The following is a 17,949-nucleotide window of genomic DNA, read 5'->3' as shown; positions in this document are numbered from 1 at the left end:
TTCTCCTGAACGAAAAACGCCGCCGGGCCCAGAGCATGCCCAAGGCGAGGCGGCGTGTCATCTATCTACGCTTAGCGTTGCGTTTGAGCGTTCAGCTCTGCCGATGGCGCCGCTTCCGGTTTTACCGGATTGGCCGGCCAGGCCTTACGGTCCAGGTCCAGGTCAGGGAATTGACTGGAATCGAACACCGGGGTCTTGATGCCCGCTGCGCGCTGGTTGTCGTAGTCGTTCAGGATGCGCATGGCGATCTTGAACAGGAACGCCAGGGCGAACAGGTTGACGAACGCGAGCATGGTCATGGTGATGTCAGCGAAGGCGAACACGGTGCTCAGGTTCTCGATGGAACCCCAGAAAATCAACACAAGCACCAGTGCGCGGTAGCCCATCAGCACCTTGCGGTTGTTACCGACCAGGAAGCGCAGGTTGCTCTCGCCGAGGTAGTAGTTGTACATGATCGAAGTGAACACGAACAACGCCAGGGCCACGGAGATGAACATGCGCCCCCAGTCGCCGACCACAGCGGCCAGGGAGTTCTGGGTCAGGGCAATGCCGTCGCCTTCAAAGCCTGGGGTGTAGAAGCCGGAAAGCAGGATCAGCAGCGCAGTACAGGTGCAGATCACGAAGGTGTCGAGGAACACGCTGAACGCCTGAACCACGCCCTGGGCGATCGGGTGCTCCACGGAAGCCACCGCCGCCACGTTAGGCGCACTGCCCAGACCGGCTTCGTTGGCGAATACGCCGCGCTTTACGCCCATGATAATTGCACTGCCGACCAGGCCACCGAAGGCTTGGTCGAGACCGAAAGCACTCTTGACGATGGTCGCGAGCATGGCCGGAACGTGGTCGAATTGCAGCACGATCACATACAGGGTCACGGCGATGTACACCAAGGTCTTGACCGGCACCAGCAGGTCGGCAATCGAGGCAATACGCTTGATCCCGCCGATGAACACCAGGCCCAGCAATACAGCCAGCGCTAGGCCGGTGTAGGTGGTGTCGAGGCCGAAGGCGTTGTTCAGCGAGTGAGTCACGGCGTGGGCTTGCAGGCCATTGAACGCAAAACCAAAGGTCACCAGCAGCAGGAAGGCCATGACCATACCCAGCCAGCGCTTCTGCAGGCCGTGCTGGATGTAGTAGGCCGGGCCGCCACGGAAGGTGCCTTCGGCGTCAGTGCGTTTGTACAACTGGCCGAGGGAGCACTCGATGAAGCTCGAAGACATGCCCACCAACGCGGTGACCCACATCCAGAACACGGCACCGGGGCCACCCAGGGTCACGGCAATGCCGACGCCGGCAATGTTGCCTGCACCCACACGGCCGGCCAGGCTGAGCATCAGCGCCTGGAAGGAGCTGAGCTGACCGGAGCTGCTCTTCAGGCTGTCTTTGAACACCGAGAACATGTGGAAGAAGTGACGCAGTTGAACGAAACGCGAGCGAATCGTGAAATAACCGCCGAGCCCGACAATGAGCACGATCAGTACTTTCCCTGAGAGGAAGTCGTTGATGACTTCGAGCATGGAGTGTTCCTCGCTGATTTTTCTAATGGCAAACGCAGGACGGTCCGACCACGCCGCATGGCACCAGGCAGTGCGCGGCAGTTCGACCCCAATCCTTTTGCGGGTTGTTATTCATGCGGTTTCGCGCTGTATCCGGGCCTCGTTACCGACGGCCGCAGACGCGAAGAGGGGCGGCACTATACCTAGGCGAACGGGATCCGTCTGCCCGAGGCGATTAAAGGTTTGTAGGAGCGAGCTTGCTCGCGAAGGTCGTGAACGATAATGCGTACCTCCTGGATGGACGTGGTGTCTTGCCGTTTTTCGCGAGCAAGCTCGCTCCTACAAGCAAAAAAAAGGGCCTGAAGAACGAGCCTTCAGGCCCTCAAAAGGTGAGAGGTGTCTAGTCCCTCAACCTGGTGAGCGGTGCAACAAACACTTAGGCCTTCAGCGGGACCAAACGTGGAGCGATCATGTTTTCGGGGCGCAGGATGTCGTCGAGCATGGCATCGTCGAGCAAGCCTTCTTCACGCACCAGTTCCAGCACGCCGCGGCCGCTTTCGAGGGCGATACGGGCGATGCGGGTGGCGTTTTCATAGCCGATGTACGGGTTCAGCGCGGTGACCAGGCCGATGGAGTGCTCGACCAGTTCGCGGCAGCGTGCTTCGTTGGCGGTGATGCCGACGATGCAGTGCTCGCGCAGCATGTCCATGGCGCGTTGCAGCAGGCGGATCGAGTCGAAGATCTTGAAGGCGATCAGCGGCTCCATCACGTTCAACTGCAATTGGCCGCCTTCGGCTGCCATGGTCAGGGCCAGGTCGTTACCGATGACCTGGAATGCAACCTGGTTCACGGCTTCCGGGATCACCGGGTTGACCTTGCCGGGCATGATCGAGCTGCCTGGCTGGCGGGCCGGCAGGTTGATCTCGTTGATGCCGGTACGTGGGCCGCTGGAGAGCAGGCGCAAGTCGTTGCAGATCTTCGACAGCTTCACCGCGGTACGCTTGAGCATGCCGGAGAACAGCACGAAGGCGCCCATGTCAGAGGTGGCTTCGATCAGGTCGGCTGCCGGCACCAGCGGCTGGCCGCTGATGGTGGCCAGGCGTTGTACGGCCAGGGCCTGGTAGCGTGGGTCGGCGTTGATGCCGGTGCCGATGGCGGTGCCGCCCAGGTTCACTTCGGTCAGCAGCTCTGGTGCCAAGGTTTTCAGACGGGCCAGGTCTTCGCTCAGGGTGGTGGCGAAGGCACGGAATTCCTGGCCGAGGGTCATCGGCACGGCGTCTTGCAATTGGGTGCGGCCCATTTTCAGCACATGGCCGAACTCGACGCCTTTGGCGGCGAAGGCTTGGATCAGGCTGTCGAGGCTGGCCAGCAGCGCGTCATGGCCCAGCAGCAGACCCAGGCGGATCGCGGTTGGGTAGGCGTCGTTGGTCGACTGCGCCATGTTCACGTCGTTGTTCGGATGCAGGTACTGGTATTCGCCCTTGTTGTGGCCCATGGCCTCCAACGCGATGTTGGCGATGACTTCGTTGGCATTCATGTTGGTTGAAGTGCCAGCGCCGCCTTGAATCATGTCCACCACGAACTCTTCATGGAAATCGCCGCGGATCAGACGGGCACAGGCTTCGCTGATGGCAGCGTGCTTGGCTTCGCTGAGCTGACCCAGCTCGCGGTTGGCGTCAGCCGCCGCTTGCTTGACCATTGCCAGACCGACCACCAATTTCGGGTAATGCGAAATCGGAACGCCCGAGAGGCGGAAGTTGTTCACCGCTCGCAGGGTCTGGATGCCGTAATACGCTTGAGCCGGTACTTCAAGTACGCCAAGCAGGTCTTTTTCGGTACGGAATGATGCAGCAGAGGACATGACGGAAATCATCTCGATAGGGACCCGGAACTGGCCGGAACGCTGCGAATGCTAGGCTTGTGGAAGTTTTTGGGCCAATGCTGTTAAACACTGGCCTATGCACAAACGGCATAATGCAGGTGTGACCCGGTTATCATGGCGGGCGTGTGTGCCAAAATGGTGCGTATCCACGGGAGGCAGCAATGAACCTTGAGAGCAAATGGCTGGAAGACTTCAGCGCCTTGGCGGCCACCCGCAGCTTTTCCCAGGCGGCAGAGCGACGCTTCGTGACCCAGCCGGCGTTCAGCCGCCGTATCCGCAGCCTTGAAGCGGCGTTGGGCCTGACCCTGGTCAACCGCTCGCGCACGCCGGTGGAGCTGACGGCGGCAGGGCAGTTGTTCTTGGTCACTGCGCGCACAGTGGTCGAGCAGCTCGGTGAAGTGCTGCGCCATTTGCATCACTTGGAAGGCGGGCAGGGCGAAGTCATGCAAGTGGCGGCGGCTCACTCCTTGGCGCTGGGTTTCTTCCCACGCTGGATTGCGCAATTGCGTAACGAAGGCTTGAACATTGCCACGCGTTTGGTCGCCACTAACGTCGGTGATGCCGTGCATGCCCTGCGCGAAGGCGGTTGTGACCTGATGCTGGCGTTCTACGATCCGGATGCGGCGATGCAGATGGACTCGGAAATCTTCCCCTCCCTGCACCTGGGCAACACTGAAATGCTGCCGGTATGCGCCGCCGATGCCGATGGCAAGCCGCTGTTCGACCTGGAAGGCGAGGGCAGCGTGCCGTTGTTGGCCTATAGCGCCGGTGCGTTTCTTGGCCGTTCGGTGCACCTGCTGTTGCGCCAGCGCGCCCTACGCTTCACCACCGTGTATGAAACCGCCATGGCTGACAGCCTCAAGAGCATGGCTTTGGAAGGGCTGGGCATCGCCTGGGTGCCGCAACTGAGCGTACGGGCGGAGTTGGCGCGCGGTGAGCTGGTGGTGTGCGGCGGCCCGCAATGGCATGTTCCGCTGGAAATTCGCCTGTATCGCTGTGCCTTGGTACGTAAGGCAAATGTGCGATTGTTGTGGCGCAAGTTGGAAGGTGGGGCCGCTGCCGAACGCGCCTGACTGTAGGAGCCGGCTTGCCGGCGATCACGGTGGGTCGGCGAGCCTTATAGTGGCTGGCAAACCGCTTTCGCCGGCAAGCCGGCTCCTACAAGGAGTGGGGTGCTTTCGCTGACCTCAAAGTCAATAAAACCGCCGCTTTGCGCCACTGGACAGATGGTCATTCAAGGGGCTGTTTATCTGCATTATTACGGTATACTGCGCGGCCTTCGGCCGGTCCAACCGGCCTTAATTCGTACACCAAGCCACGCCGGATTTCCCGCGTGGCTTGTTGTTTTTTGACGCGCCTGCGGGCGCCCAGAGAGAAGAGGCACGACGATGAGTGCATTGGTTGGCGTGATCATGGGCTCCAAGTCCGATTGGTCCACCCTTAGCCACACCGCCGATATGCTGGAAAAACTCGGCATTCCCTACGAAGTGAAAGTGGTCTCCGCCCACCGCACTCCGGATTTGCTGTTCCAGTATGCCGATGAAGCAGAATCCCGTGGCATCGAGGTGATCATCGCCGGTGCCGGCGGTGCAGCGCATCTGCCCGGCATGTGTGCGGCCAAGACCCACCTGCCCGTGCTCGGTGTACCGGTGCAGTCGGCGATGCTCTCGGGCGTGGATTCGCTGTTGTCCATCGTGCAGATGCCGGCCGGGATCCCGGTGGCCACGCTGGCTATCGGCAAAGCGGGCGCGATCAACGCCGCGCTGTTGTCCGCCAGCATCCTGGGCGCCAAGCACCCGCAATTCCATGCGGTGCTGAAAAAATTCCGTGCTGAGCAGACAGACAGCGTGCTGGACAATCCAGACCCACGCATTGCCTGAGGTTGTTGACGATGAAAATCGGTGTAATCGGTGGCGGCCAACTGGGCCGCATGCTGGCCCTGGCGGGAACCCCGCTGGGGATGAACTTCGCTTTCCTGGACCCGGCCCCGGACGCCTGCGCGGCCGCGTTGGGTGAACACCTGCGGGCTGACTACAGCGACCCGGACCACCTGCGCCAACTGGCCGACGAAGTCGACCTGGTGACTTTTGAGTTCGAAAGCGTCCCGGCTGAAACCGTGGCCTTCCTGTCGCAGTTCGTGCCGGTGTACCCGAGCGCCGAAGCCCTGCGCATCGCTCGCGACCGCTGGTTCGAGAAAAGCATGTTCAAGGATCTGGGCATTCCGACCCCAGCCTTCGCCGACATCCAGTCCCAGGCAGACCTGGACGCTGCCGTTGCCGGCATCGGCCTGCCGGCCGTGTTGAAAACCCGCACCCTGGGTTACGACGGCAAGGGCCAGAAAGTCCTGCGCACCGCCGCTGATGTGGTGGACACCTTTGCCGAGCTGGGCAGCGTTGCCTGCCTGCTGGAAGGCTTCGTGCCGTTCACTGGCGAAGTCTCGCTGATCGCCGTGCGTGCTCGTGATGGCGAAACCCGCTTCTACCCGTTGGTGCACAACACCCACGACAGCGGCATCCTCAAGCTGTCCGTGGCCAGCACCGACCACCCGTTGCAGGCCCTGGCGGAAGATTATTCCAGCCGTGTGCTCAAGCAGCTGGATTACGTCGGCGTGATGGCGTTCGAGTTCTTTGAAGTCGACGGTGGCCTCAAGGCCAACGAAATCGCTCCGCGCGTGCACAACTCCGGGCACTGGACCACCGAAGGCGCCGAGTGCAGCCAGTTCGAAAACCACCTGCGGGCGGTAGCGGGCTTGCCACTGGGCTCCACGGCCAAGGTCGGCGAGAGCGCCATGCTCAACTTCATCGGCACCGTGCCTGCGGTGGAAAAAGTCATCGCCATCGACGACTGCCACCTGCACCACTACGGCAAGGCCTTCAAGGCCGGGCGCAAGGTCGGCCACGCTAACCTGCGTTGCAAGGACCGCGCAACGCTGGAAGCGCAGATCCTCAAGGTTGAAGCGCTGATCGCCGAGCAATAAAGCCTCGGGTCGGCGGGAACCATTGGTTGCCGCCGTCTCTCTGATTGCAGGATGGCAAAGCCTGACTAGGCTTTGCCATGACTCACATTCAATCAGAGGGAAATGCCATGGGTATCATCGGAACCATCTTTATCGGCTTGATCGTCGGCCTGCTCGCGCGTTTCCTGAAGCCAGGCGACGACAGCATGGGCTGGATCATGACCATCCTGCTGGGTATCGCCGGCTCCCTGGCCGCGACCTACGGTGGTCAGGCCCTGGGCATCTACCAGGCGGGCCAGGGCGCCGGCTTTATCGGTGCGCTGATCGGTGCCATCGTGCTGCTGGTGATCTACGGTCTGCTGAAAAAGAAATGAGTTAAGCGACAAAGCCCTCTGCGCTGCGCAGGCGCAGAGGGCTAGAATGCTCGGCACTTGTACTTGCCGAGCCTCTCCATGCGCCGTCTTCTGTTGACTCTTCTTTTGCTGGGCTCCGGCCTTGCGCACGCTGGCGAATTGCCGGAAACCGACTGGCTGGACCTGATGCCGCTTTCCGACCAGAAAGCCCTCGAAGCCATGCCCGAGATCGACCACAACTCCCCCGAAGCCCAGGGCACCTTCACTGACAAAGGTGGCCTGAAGCAGAGCAAAGGCTTACCGGCGGTGATGTATTCCACCAAGACTGTGGCCGCCATGAACGGCAAGAGCATCCGCATCGGCGGTTACCCGGTGCCGCTGGAAACCGACGCTAAGGGCCGCAGCACCTTGTTCTTCCTGGTGCCGTACCCAGGTGCATGCATCCACGTGCCACCGCCGCCGCCTAACCAACTGGTGCTGGTGCGTTATCCCAAGGGATTGACGCTGGATGATATCTACACACCGCTGTGGGTCACGGGCACCCTCAAAGTCGAGAAGGTCAACAATGACCTGGCCGATGCGGCCTATGCCCTGGATGCGGTGAAAGTGCGGGCGGTCAAGGAGTCGGATCTTTAACCCATTGTCGACCACCCTGCTTGTGCGATCACAAGTGTGTCGAGTCATTCTGGCAACGCTGGGTAAAACACCCGCCTGGCCTGTGGCCAATAGATCTCTGCACGATGAATATCCAGGCGCGAGCCTTCGCGAGCAGCATTGGTTTGAGCGTTTGCCCCCAGTGATCGCTGTGCCGGTGTCTTTAGATGGATTTTGCCGGGGACGGTGTGGGAGGCCTGTTCAAAGTGCATGTGAGCGTAGGCCCAGGGCTTGTCTCTCACGCGAATCTCAAACTCGTCCAGGAAGTCTGGAACTTTTATCCAGGTTCGGCCGCCCGGCTTTTGTATCTGTCGGGTGCCTGCTACTCGGTCCAGGGTTTTACGGAGGCTCAGCACACCCGGTTGACTGTGCAAGAACGCCAGGGCGTTGCCATTGGGGGCTTGCTTGGAAATCAGCTCCAGACGCAACGCTTTCGCCATGAGGTTATAGCGGGTGGCGTTCTCCCTGAAGCGGGTCGCTTGCGCCAGCAGGCCTTGTCGGGTTGCCTCATCGGTGATGGCACTGCAGGCCGCCTGAAGGTCATCGGCGCCTTGATTGAGCTTGGTCGCGCCGGACATGATGAGCGCTTCGGCACCCGCTGGTTCGGCCGACGTGCTTTTCCTGTAAAACACGATGAGGTCATCATACTCTTCAATCAAATATTGCATTTTCCTGGCGGCAGCGTTCAGTTCCTGCGTGATAGTTGTTTGGTTGGAAGATGCTGGCGCACTCGGCTCTTTGATCTGGATGTTGGATTTGAGCCAGAGCTTGTCTTCGCCGACCCTGATATAGGTGTTGAGGCGCTGACCACGACTGTCGAGGACGTCTGCGATGTCACTGTTCCCGGCTCTGGGCTTGGCGAGTACGGTTATGGTTGTGAGGGGGTCGTCGCCGGCAATCAGTATTGAGATGCGATTTTTCGGCTCAGCATTTGGGGGCGCCGGCGGCAGAGGGGGGGTGGACGGTGGTTTCGGCGTGCCAGGCGGTACGGAGGGGATGCGTGATGGCCCGGCTGTATTCACCGGGAGTTTTTTCACCGGGAGTTTTTCCAGAACGTCGAGCATGTTTTCCAGCTCTTCGTCCAGCAACGACTTTAACACCTTGGTCTGCTCGATTATGGTGTTAACGACCTTCCGTTTAGCGTCGAGAAAATCGGTAAGCTGTTTAAGTACGGCATCTTGCTTATCGAATATGTTGGCCTCTATCAACCGTTGAAGACTTTTTTGCTGGGCCTCCAAATAGCCTTCCAGGTTATCAATGATTGCCGCATAACGCGGACCAAGATTGTCAGCTTTTTCAATGGAATCGATCAGCCGAGCCCTGCCAAGGTCCGGTGTGGTAACGAATTCCTTGGGTTTGAATACTGGAAAGCTACCGTGCTTTGCGTATACCAGGCCCAATTCTTGAGCGGTCTCCAAGTGTAGGAACGCTTTATCAAACAGCAAATGTATCGTATTGAATTCGGTTGATCGAATCGCCTGGTCCAGCAGGATTGTAGAGGCCTCAACCTTCACGAACATTTGTTCGTAGTGCGCATCCTGTTTGGCATTGGCTTTTCTAAGCTCCTCTAGCCTTCCCCCGGCATGTCCACTTTGGTCGACCGGGACCCAACCCCCGTCCTTGTTGACGACGCGGTAAGCAGGGCGTGTCTTGTTGCGCGGGTGAACGATATAGAACTCGACCTCACCTGTGAGGCTGTGGCGGGTGTCGACGACGTACCACTGTCCGCGGGCACGCACATAGCTCTGCTGATTTTTTCCATCGTAGATGCCGTTGTCCCGACGGCTGAATTCCATGGCTTGCTCATGCGAGACGCGCGCGATGTAGTCGTCAAGATCCGGGATTTGTTGCAGGCCCCATTCGCCCCATGGGATGTACCGGGGGCCGAAGACTGCATTGGTCAGTGGATCGATCAGGCGATATTCGGGCAACAGATCGGTGCCGACACTGCGCATGGGAATATGATCGACGCCTGCCACGGTAAACAGACTGTCCTGCGTTTCAAGGGGGTTCCAGACTCGCGGGTCTACCGACTGTAGCGTTCGGCCAGTGGGTGCGATCGTTGGTTTGCCCAGCGCTTTTCTGAACAACGCCAGGCCTGCATCCACCTGACGCCCAACTGCAGCGCTGAGCCGCAACCCACCCAAGCCTCCGAGTTTGAGCAGAGCTGGCACCGCTTCGAGCGGGTTTAGCTCTCTGATGGCGCCCAGTAAAAACGTTTTGGTGAGGGTTGCGAACTTCGGTAGCGCTGCCTGAAAACTGATTCTCCCGGCTTGTGCAATTAAGCGTGCCGAACCGCCGACGTATTTACCAATGGGAGCCGCGAAGGAGATCAAGTCGGTGAACAATGACAACGCCCCTCTCTCCACGCGTTGCGGATCGCCCGAGGCGATGTCCTCGACGCCGCCCCAGAAGGGCACCAGCATCTTGGCGTAGTAGAGAAAGTCGTCAACGGTTTGTTGCGCGGTATCAAGCACGTCAACGTTACGCTTGGCGGTCAATTTGAGCTGAGATTCGTCAGTGTGAAATAGATCATTGGCAACGATGGCTGCCAGTGCTCGACTGCGCACTGAAGACAATGATTGTGCTTCCCACATAGTTTCCGAAGGGGCGGGCGCGGTGGCGGGTAACACCTGGCCGATCTGCTCGGCGATCACCAGGCTGGACTCACCGTCTCGAGGACGACGGCTGTGTTGGTAGGCTTCCCAGTCGAACGGCATGGCGGTCGCGCGCCGAAAGGTTCCTTTGCCCGAACGGCTTGAGCCGCCTGTTGTTTCCACGACAACATTGCCATTGATCGTCAGCGTTTTAATATCCGGGCGTGCACGGATGATTGCCGCCCGAGGGAACACCTCATAATAAGTGGTGCGGTGCTTCACTTGGGCCCGGATGATGAAGCCGTGGCGGCCTCTGGCGGCAGCGATGTTCTGCGCGTTTTCTTGCCCAACCTGCAGGCCGCGAATCTCTTGGCGCAGGGCATACAACGTTACCTCGCCGTTTTCGATCGCGGTGCGATCAAGCAATGACAGGTTGGGTAGCAAGGCCCTGATCAAGGTTTGGTAGGCTGCTTTGACACCGCTCAGGTAGTCACTAAACCCCACGTCGAAGGCGTCATCCGTGGTGAAGCGCCAGCGGCCAGGTGGTGCTTGAGAAATCGTTTCGGTTGCCTGAATCATTTCCTGTTCGTGTTGCTCCAAGGCTTCTACGGCCAATTGGACTTGTTCAGGGGTAAAGTCAGTTTTTGCCGACGTCAATACGCCATTGGCTTGGGCCCATTCCAGCGTTGGCCCCAACCTGGCTATCGAGATGACCATTTTTTGCTCGGGCGTGGCATCCCGGCTTGCTGTCGCGAGTAACTCGAGCAATTGTTGGAAGGTCATGTGTTGCGCAGCATCGGGTGCAATGGCTTGCGCAAGCATCACGCCAGCCTTGAAATTCACCCAGGCGATGGAGCTGGCGTAACGCAAATCGTCGGGAATGCCTCTCACCCAGATTTCTGCAGCAGAACCCCGTTGCAGCAGGCGCATGGCCAGTTGCACACCTGCGGGAGTGAGTTGGTGTTTGGCGCTCAGGGACCGCTCAATTTGTTGACGAATATAGTGATAGCTGTGGCCCCAGTGACGTGGCGTTGCTATTTCTTCTCCGGCGACGGTCACTCGAGCGCGGTCTGCAGGGCGTTCAAAATTCAGCCATAGTGCCCGCCAGACCAAGTCGCGCAGCACTTTTACCGGTGGTGTTTCATCTTTGACGGTATACCAATCCAATGCCTTGACCAGTTGGCTTCCAAACTCAAGGCATTGCGGGGTATTGAGCCATTGTTCGAGTACCACCGTGGGCGTCTTCAACGCTTGTGCTTCGCGTTGTGGCGTCAGAAAACCTTCGGTCAGTTGTTCGAATATCGGTTTCTTACCTATCGATTGACGTTCAAAAAACCGCCGTTGCAGGCTGGCATCTCCTTGCTCGTCAATGAGTTCATCAAAAGGCAGCCTGTCGTCATCTATCTCTAGCGATAGCGTGGCGGCGCGCTCCTGCAGTCGCTCGATTACAAGTTGGAGCGGGCTATCGGTGGCGATATGGACACCGTAGAACTTGAGTGCAAGATCAAACTGGACAGTACCGTCCTCTCGAATACCACCAATGTCTCGCCGCGCCGCTATCAGAGTGTGAACATCATTTCTCCAGTAAGTGGGCACTTCGCTCAGGGGCAGCGGCTTGCCCTGAATGGTAAAGCGAGTCAGCGGCGAATCCACAATAGCTGGCTGGTTACTGATGAGCTTTGCGAGTATGGACCAGGCGCCCAAACCGGCCTCGGTCTTGCTCGGCCATGTGCTCAGCCAGGTTGTAAAGTCGGTGTCATTCTTGAGCTTCTGCAAAACGGTCACGGCCTGCGCGCAGGCTTTGTACAGCGGAGATTGGCGATGAGGTGTAAAGAACTGATGCGCCAATGGCTGCGGTGCAGTCTGTGCCTGGAGGCTTTTCAACTGTGCGAGCAAGCCAATGAAATCAATTGATCGGTCGGTTTGTTGCTGTATCAGCCGTTGCTGAGCGGCGCGCGTCGCCTCCCTGCGTTGTGTGCTGAGGGTTAAGAGTGGGCGGGCGTGTCGTTCGATGGCCTCGCTGAAATCCAGCAACGGTGCAAGGTTCGCCGACCGGTTGATCCGTTCAGTGACGCCGCCCTGGGCGCTGCGGCTGACGGACCAGTGGTGTTCGATATCCTGGCGTTGCTTGGTGATGAGCAGGCTGATCTGATGCTCGAAAAAATGCTCGACGGCAGTGACAGGAACCAGGTTGACGCTCCCATCCTGGCTGGCTCTTTGCGTCAGGCTTTCTAACGCCGAATGTTGACGATGTGCAACGCTGATCAGCAATTGCTCACGCCCACGCACGCTTTTCAGAAGCGTTGTCAGATGTATTTTCAGCGCGGTCGGGCTGGCAAATTCAGCCAAGCGCTGGCCTGGCAGGTAGAGCACTGTGGGGTTGGCGGTTGGGTGCTCGTTCGGTGCCCACGTGCTGATGGCAAATGCACCGACCAGCGCGATTTCGTCGGTATGCGCCGTATCTTGAAAGCCGAGGTGAAATAAATTCAGCGGTTCTGGCGAGGTGGGGGTACTCAGCTGCCGCACCAGCGCAACGCTGGCGGGCTCAAGTGAGGCTGTTTCGAATCTCAATGATGCCTCGCACTGAATCAGCAGCGCGACGGTTTTAGCGATGAAGCTTTGATTGGTTTGCTCGGTTGCGCTGTGATTGGCGTTCCAGTATTGGTTGAGGCTATTCAGATAATGGTCAGGTTCCAGCAAGGTATTTATCAGGGTTCTGATGGTTAGCTGGCTTGTGTCGTCGAGCCGAGTGAAGGTGTTGTTTTTATAGATATAGACGTCATGACGCGGGCTGTAATAATCCGGAATCCGGCATTGATGCAATGCATTGTTCACTAGGGTTATCAGTGCGCGGTCCTGTTCGGTGGGCGGGCCTGTCAAAGTGTCTTCTGGAGTTTTGAGGTAGATGTGCTGGGTTGAATACCGATCAAACAATCCGTTGATTTCTTCCAACACTCGCTTATTGGCGCAAAAGGTCAGTGAGGGCTGAGCGCTGAGGGTCGCGATAAGTGTGTTATTGCACGTGGCCATGAGTTCGGCCACGTCGGCGGGAGACTGTTGCGTTACTTCCTGGGGAGAGGGGATCATCGTGTTGCCTCTGCTATTAGATGCGATTTCGCACTCTAGCGAGGCCGTTCAGACACGCGGTCCTATATAAGTAATGTCCCCGTCCACCGCGCAGCGCAGCGATTAACCCGCAGGTATCGCTGTGATGCTCACCTGCAGCGTGTGCCTTTCACTTGGTGCCAACACCACCACGTCATCCAGCACATTCGCCGTCTCGATGCACAGCATGCCTGGCCAGCCATCGTCGGCCATGTCGTCGAAAGCCTTGGCGCGCTCGGTCCAGGGGTTCCAGATCACCGTCGACTTCGAGCCCTCGGCAGTGAGCTGAATACGGCGCTGCCAGTCTTTGTCGACGATATTCAGTTGCGACGGCGTGTCGAGGTAGATGCGATCGGTCTCGGCGGTGAAGTGCAGCAGGCCCGATTGTGTCTTCTCGGTCCAGCCATCGGCGGTGTCGATATAGGCACGCCCGTCCAGGCCTTCGACCTGCACATTGCGCACATCGCTGACGGCGAAGTAGGTATGCAGCGCCTGGCTGAGGGTTACCGTGTCGGTGCCACGGTTATGGCTGGTCAGGCGGATATGCAGTTGCTCATCCAGCAGCAGGCTCAGTGTCAGGTCGACCTGATGGGGCCAGCCAGGAAAACCGCCTGCCGGGGTCGGCAGCACCAGATCCACGCGGAGCGCTTCACCTCCAAGCTCGGTTGCGGCCAATTCCCACAACGCGGTGCGCACGAAACCGTGGGCGCCGGCGGGCTGGTCACTCTGACGCATCGCCTTGACGCTCTGCGGGTTGCGGTCGAATACACCAAACCACGGCCAGCACACCGGCACGCCGGTCCGAATGCCCTTGCCCTTCTTGAACACCGCTTCAGGGTTCGGCCAGATCAGTGGCTGTTCGCCATCGCGTCCGTAACTGAAGATGTGCGCGCCCTGCTGGGCCACCATCAGTTCGGCGCCGTTGTGGCGAATGCGCCAGCAGTCCAGCTCGTCGATTTTCACGGTTTCAACGTGGGGCGTCGGCATAACAAAGCACTCTTCATGGCAGGCAATGGGGCAATTGACCGTCAAATCCCGGCGAGGTTTAACGTGCGCGCGACGGAACCGAGCGCGTGCGACCGCTGCCGTCGATGGCGACGAATACAAATACCGCCTCGGTCACTTTGCGCCATTCGCTGGACAGCGGGTCGTCGCTCCACACTTCGACCATCATCTGGATCGAGCTGCGGCCGATTTCCAGGGCCTGGGTATAAAAGGAGAGCTGCGCGCCCACCGCGACCGGTACCAGGAACGCCATGCGATCAATGGCCACGGTTGCCACACGCCCACCTGCGACCTTGCTGGCCATGGCCGTGCCGGCCAGGTCCATCTGCGCGACCAGCCAGCCGCCGAAGATGTCGCCAAAACCGTTGGTTTCACGCGGGAGCGCGGTGATTTGCAGGGCGAGATCGCCTTGCGGGATAGGATCTTCTTGTTCGAGTTCGATCATGCCGAGGGCCTCTGACCCGTAACGCTTCATGGGTATTTCAAGTGGATAGCCGTCTTCGAAAAAAACGTTTCAGCACCAACATACACCGCGTGATGCGTTTCTCGTAAGGCGTACTAAAGGGAAACTCTGCCAAATCGGCTGGATGGCACCCAACGACGTCTTGGCACAGCAGCCCCTCAAGACTGCGGTTCTTGCGCTTGCAAGGGCCGAGTATATCGAGACCCTGACGCCACGACGACCTCTGGAGGCTCATTTGGTCGGCATTTAGCGGCTGTATCGCGGCTTTTTCCGGCAACTGTGCTTCTAGGCGCAGATAAAGAGCAGGAAACGGGAATATTCCGCGCCTTTGAACTGTTATTCGCTCAACGCTGTGCTTTTTCTAGCGATTTGCTATCTTGCCAAACCTGCCGCAAGTCCCGCTTGCCGTCCTGATTACTATAAGAGAAGCCTTGCCATGTCCTCCGTGCCCGCAAGCAGTGCGCAACCTTCGCGCCCGCTGACCCGCAACGACTACAAAACCCTGTCGCTGTCTGCCTTGGGCGGGGCGCTGGAGTTTTATGACTTCATCATTTTCGTGTTTTTCGCCACCGTGGTCGGGAAACTGTTCTTCCCCGTGGACATGCCCGAATGGCTGCGCATGATGCAGACCTTTGGCATCTTCGCCGCCGGCTACCTGGCCCGCCCCCTGGGCGGCATCATCATGGCGCACTTCGGGGACCTGCTTGGCCGCAAGAAGATGTTCACCCTGAGCATCTTCATGATGGCCGTGCCGACCCTGATCATGGGCCTGCTGCCAACCTACGCGCAGATCGGCCTGTGGGCACCGGTGCTGTTGCTGCTGATGCGCATCATCCAGGGCGCTGCGATTGGTGGTGAAGTGCCAGGCGCCTGGGTGTTCGTCTCCGAACACGTACCGCCGCGCCATATCGGCTACGCCTGCGGCACCCTGACCAGCGGCCTGACTGCCGGCATTCTGCTGGGTTCGCTGGTGGCCACCGCGATCAACACTCTTTATAGCCCGGAGCAGGTCTCGGATTTCGCCTGGCGCATCCCGTTCCTGCTCGGCGGCGTGTTCGGCCTGTTGTCGGTGTACCTGCGCCGCTGGCTGCATGAAACACCGATCTTCGCCGAGATGCAGCAACGCAAGACCCTGGCCGCCGAGCTGCCATTGCGTGCGGTACTGCGTGATCACCGGGGTGCCATCGTGCTGTCGATGCTGCTGACCTGGCTGCTGTCGGCCGGTATCGTCGTTGTCATCCTGATGACCCCGACCGTGCTGCAAACGGTCTATCACTTCAGCGCCACCGTTGCGCTGCAGGCCAACAGCCTGGCCATCGTCGCCTTGAGCCTGGGCTGCATAGCCTCGGGCGCCCTGGCGGACCGCTTCGGTGCTGGCCGCGTGCTGATCGTCGGTTGCGCGCTGTTGCTGGCAACCTCCTGGACCCTCTATCACAGCCTCATCGCTCACCCGGACTGGCTGTTCCCGCTGTACACGCTGACCGGCCTGTTCGTCGGCACTATTGGCGTAGTGCCTTACGTCATGGTCAAGGCCTTCCCGCCGGTGGTGCGTTTCAGCGGGTTGTCGTTCTCCTACAACGTGGCCTACGCCATTTTCGGCGGCCTGACGCCCTTGGCGGTGTCGCTGCTGATGAAGGAAAGCCCGATGGGGCCGTCTTACTATGTGGCTGCCCTGTGTGTGATGGGGATGTTGGTGGGTGGGTATCTGTGGAAGCGCGCACGCTAATCCTGATCAGGCTCTCGCCAACGTGAGAGCCTGCTTTCGCATTCCGCTCCTGGCAATCTCGCGCCGTGCCAAAGCATATTTTCCAGGGCTTGCGCGGCGACTGATGAGGTGATTGTGTGGTGCTCGATCATGAGGTCCAGTAGCCAGAGGGCGCCACGTACTTGGATGCCCTCTTTCTGCGCCTGGCGACGCAGTTTCCCATCACCTGTCAGCAATGGCCTACCCGTGGTATGAGCCAATAAATAGCAGGACACATCAGCCATTGAGCTGTTGCCATGCTCAATTTTCAAATTGACTAATTTTTGTACGCCTCTTTCATCGAACGACTCAACCAAAAGGCCCTGGGCGAGCAACTCGTCGTGGAAGATGTCTTCCAGCTCATATAAAACAAAGTCGGTACAGCAGAGGGTAAAGGGCAGTTTGAACATCTGTTCCAGCAGTCCGGCATTTCTGAAGTCGATCCAGATATTCGTATCGCTGATATAGATCAGGCTCATGCACTCTCCAGTGCCTTCAGAGGTCTTCGCAGTAATTCCGCGGCCCGAGACCTGGTTATCAACTCTTCCGCCAGTGCCCAGAACACCAAGGATTCAAAGCGCTGCGGTGGTTTGCAGGGGATTGGCTCGGGTTCAGCCTTGCGCCAACCATGAGTGCTGAATTGGATGGTGAGCAGTTTGTAGCCGGTATCACCTACCAGACCGAGATCTTTGAGGCGGCGCAATGCGGCATGCATTGAAATTCCGTACTGACGCTTGGCGATCAGTAGTTCCTGAGTATGAATTCTCGAGCGAGGGCGGCTACCAAAATCGCGGGTAACGGCGTCAGCTGGATAAAGAAAGGCGCCGGCGAAACGATGACAGCAATTCTCTTTTTCGCGCTCTGGCATTTCTTCGGGCAGTTGCATGACCCAATGTCCCAACTCATGAGCCGCGGTAAAACGAATGCGTTCACCCGGACGCTGGGTATTCAAGGCAATCAGGACATGTTCGCCGTCACGGGTGGCGACGCAGGCGCCGTCAAAATCATCCGGGCCATCCAGCATCACCACCTTGATCCCATGTTCTTCCAGTTGTTCGGTCAGGTGGGCGATCGGATCGCCGCCTATCCCCCAATACTTGCGTAGTTCGTCAGCCGCTATCTCGGCTTCTTCTATGGAAGACACGGGTAATAAGTACGCTGGGGTTCTAGCGGTCTGGATATCCAACGGCTCGAAGCATTCTTCAAGGGCGATGTAGCGCTCCAGGTGCTCGCGGACCTGTTCCTCGACTTGCACTTGGCGGTACTGAGGCATTTTGGCCAGTTTGCGAAACTCCAGTGGAGCCAGAGGCAAGGCTTCAGGACGAAAAAAATACTCCGGGCTTACTTCCAGTGCCTTGGCCAATTGCAGGAGGCGCCTGGAGTTGGGAGTGCTTAACCCTTTCTCATATTTGCTCAAGCCTTGTTTGGTGATATCGCCTAGCTGAAGCGCCAGAGCCTCGAGTGACAGGCCTCGTAGCAGCCTTGCGCGGCGAATTCGGTCATTAATCATAAAAATTCTCCTTGGGTTGACAAGGCTATGCCTAACTATATTTTTGTCAACCTGAGGTGAGATATTGCGGCTCAAGCCTGGATGCCCTGGCAGGTTAGGAGCCGCACTTCCGAGCGGCAACCTTAAAGGGCTGTCGGAAAAATCCGAGTTGGATCTTGAGAAACCTTTCTCAATGCTCCCCACG

General features: G+C 58.7%; 13 protein-coding genes. 6 read left to right on the top strand and 7 right to left on the bottom strand.

Annotation, left to right across the window (positions count from 1 at the left end; all coding sequences use genetic code 11):
• Window positions 1-71 precede the first annotated feature (71 nt).
• Window positions 72-1,517: an alanine/glycine:cation symporter family protein gene (locus ACP7C6_RS18325; protein ID WP_028618520.1), complete on the bottom strand. Its 1,446-nt coding sequence runs from the start codon at window positions 1,515-1,517 to the stop codon at window positions 72-74.
• A gap of 415 nt (window positions 1,518-1,932) precedes the next feature.
• Entirely contained in the window at window positions 1,933-3,357 is a 1,425-nt protein-coding gene (gene aspA, locus ACP7C6_RS18320; RefSeq protein WP_028618519.1) for an aspartate ammonia-lyase, read from the bottom strand.
• Window positions 3,358-3,539: 182 nt separating this feature from the next.
• Between aspA and ACP7C6_RS18315 the strand changes: the two genes are divergently transcribed.
• From ACP7C6_RS18315 to ACP7C6_RS18295, 5 genes are all read left to right on the top strand, one after another.
• Complete coding sequence (locus ACP7C6_RS18315) at window positions 3,540-4,451, top strand: LysR substrate-binding domain-containing protein (protein WP_028618518.1); 912 nt, start codon at window positions 3,540-3,542, stop codon at window positions 4,449-4,451.
• Between the two features lie 315 nt (window positions 4,452-4,766).
• Window positions 4,767-5,258, top strand: coding sequence for a 5-(carboxyamino)imidazole ribonucleotide mutase (gene purE, locus ACP7C6_RS18310; RefSeq protein ID WP_003176980.1), 492 nt, complete (start codon window positions 4,767-4,769; stop codon window positions 5,256-5,258).
• 11 nt (window positions 5,259-5,269) lie between these two features.
• Entirely contained in the window at window positions 5,270-6,355 is a 1,086-nt protein-coding gene (locus ACP7C6_RS18305; RefSeq protein WP_426109073.1) for a 5-(carboxyamino)imidazole ribonucleotide synthase, read from the top strand.
• 107 nt (window positions 6,356-6,462) lie between these two features.
• The gene (locus tag ACP7C6_RS18300; RefSeq protein WP_028618516.1) at window positions 6,463-6,708 is read left to right on the top strand and encodes a GlsB/YeaQ/YmgE family stress response membrane protein; all 246 of its coding nucleotides are present in this window, start codon (window positions 6,463-6,465) and stop codon (window positions 6,706-6,708) included.
• A 78-nt stretch (window positions 6,709-6,786) separates the two neighbouring features.
• Window positions 6,787-7,323: a DUF3299 domain-containing protein gene (locus tag ACP7C6_RS18295; protein WP_050587912.1), complete on the top strand. Its 537-nt coding sequence runs from the start codon at window positions 6,787-6,789 to the stop codon at window positions 7,321-7,323.
• A gap of 44 nt (window positions 7,324-7,367) precedes the next feature.
• Here the strand turns inward: ACP7C6_RS18295 and ACP7C6_RS18290 are convergent, their stop codons facing one another.
• From ACP7C6_RS18290 to ACP7C6_RS18280, 3 genes are all read right to left on the bottom strand, one after another.
• Window positions 7,368-13,025 carry a hypothetical protein gene (locus ACP7C6_RS18290; RefSeq protein WP_426109072.1) on the bottom strand — a complete coding sequence of 1,886 codons (5,658 nt, stop codon included), beginning with the start codon at window positions 13,023-13,025 and terminating at the stop codon, window positions 7,368-7,370.
• A gap of 102 nt (window positions 13,026-13,127) precedes the next feature.
• A complete protein-coding gene (locus ACP7C6_RS18285) occupies window positions 13,128-14,030 on the bottom strand; it encodes a D-hexose-6-phosphate mutarotase (protein WP_028618513.1) in 903 nt (300 codons plus the stop codon).
• 58 nt (window positions 14,031-14,088) lie between these two features.
• Entirely contained in the window at window positions 14,089-14,493 is a 405-nt protein-coding gene (locus ACP7C6_RS18280) for an acyl-CoA thioesterase (RefSeq protein WP_003176975.1), read from the bottom strand.
• A 454-nt stretch (window positions 14,494-14,947) separates the two neighbouring features.
• On the opposite strand from ACP7C6_RS18280, the gene ACP7C6_RS18275 reads away from it, so the two are divergent.
• The gene (locus ACP7C6_RS18275; RefSeq protein ID WP_122687007.1) at window positions 14,948-16,237 is read left to right on the top strand and encodes an MFS transporter; all 1,290 of its coding nucleotides are present in this window, start codon (window positions 14,948-14,950) and stop codon (window positions 16,235-16,237) included.
• Here the strand turns inward: ACP7C6_RS18275 and ACP7C6_RS18270 are convergent.
• Together ACP7C6_RS18270 and ACP7C6_RS18265 are read right to left on the bottom strand one after the other, a co-directional pair.
• Window positions 16,234-16,734, bottom strand: a complete 501-nt coding sequence (locus ACP7C6_RS18270; protein ID WP_305383295.1) for a type II toxin-antitoxin system VapC family toxin — start codon at window positions 16,732-16,734, stop codon at window positions 16,234-16,236. The genes ACP7C6_RS18275 and ACP7C6_RS18270 overlap by 4 nt on opposite strands.
• Entirely contained in the window at window positions 16,731-17,765 is a 1,035-nt protein-coding gene (locus tag ACP7C6_RS18265; RefSeq protein ID WP_028618511.1) for a helix-turn-helix domain-containing protein, read from the bottom strand. Before ACP7C6_RS18265 ends, ACP7C6_RS18270 begins: the two co-directional genes overlap by 4 nt.
• Window positions 17,766-17,949: the final 184 nt, after the last annotated feature.

The organism is Pseudomonas sp. TWR1-1-4 (assembly GCF_049897165.1).
Classification (GTDB): Bacteria; Pseudomonadota; Gammaproteobacteria; order Pseudomonadales; family Pseudomonadaceae; genus Aquipseudomonas; species Aquipseudomonas canadensis.
This window is presented reverse-complemented; position numbering and strand designations above follow the sequence as displayed.

Excerpts from the sequence above, each read along its gene's own strand:
- ACP7C6_RS18325 (WP_028618520.1), bottom strand. The coding sequence starts at position 1,517 with ATGCTCGAAGTCATCAACGACTTCCTCTCAGGGAAAGTACTGATCGTG.
- purE (WP_003176980.1), top strand. The coding sequence starts at position 4,767 with ATGAGTGCATTGGTTGGCGTGATCATGGGCTCCAAGTCCGATTGGTCC.
- ACP7C6_RS18290 (WP_426109072.1), bottom strand. The coding sequence starts at position 13,025 with ATGATCCCCTCTCCCCAGGAAGTAACGCAACAGTCTCCCGCCGACGTG.
- ACP7C6_RS18265 (WP_028618511.1), bottom strand. The coding sequence starts at position 17,765 with ATGATTAATGACCGAATTCGCCGCGCAAGGCTGCTACGAGGCCTGTCA.
- ACP7C6_RS18300 (WP_028618516.1), top strand. The coding sequence starts at position 6,463 with ATGGGTATCATCGGAACCATCTTTATCGGCTTGATCGTCGGCCTGCTC.
- aspA (WP_028618519.1), bottom strand. The coding sequence starts at position 3,357 with ATGTCCTCTGCTGCATCATTCCGTACCGAAAAAGACCTGCTTGGCGTA.
- ACP7C6_RS18315 (WP_028618518.1), top strand. The coding sequence starts at position 3,540 with ATGAACCTTGAGAGCAAATGGCTGGAAGACTTCAGCGCCTTGGCGGCC.
- ACP7C6_RS18295 (WP_050587912.1), top strand. The coding sequence starts at position 6,787 with ATGCGCCGTCTTCTGTTGACTCTTCTTTTGCTGGGCTCCGGCCTTGCG.
- ACP7C6_RS18270 (WP_305383295.1), bottom strand. The coding sequence starts at position 16,734 with ATGAGCCTGATCTATATCAGCGATACGAATATCTGGATCGACTTCAGA.
- ACP7C6_RS18285 (WP_028618513.1), bottom strand. The coding sequence starts at position 14,030 with ATGCCGACGCCCCACGTTGAAACCGTGAAAATCGACGAGCTGGACTGC.
- ACP7C6_RS18280 (WP_003176975.1), bottom strand. The coding sequence starts at position 14,493 with ATGATCGAACTCGAACAAGAAGATCCTATCCCGCAAGGCGATCTCGCC.
- ACP7C6_RS18275 (WP_122687007.1), top strand. The coding sequence starts at position 14,948 with ATGTCCTCCGTGCCCGCAAGCAGTGCGCAACCTTCGCGCCCGCTGACC.
- ACP7C6_RS18305 (WP_426109073.1), top strand. The coding sequence starts at position 5,270 with ATGAAAATCGGTGTAATCGGTGGCGGCCAACTGGGCCGCATGCTGGCC.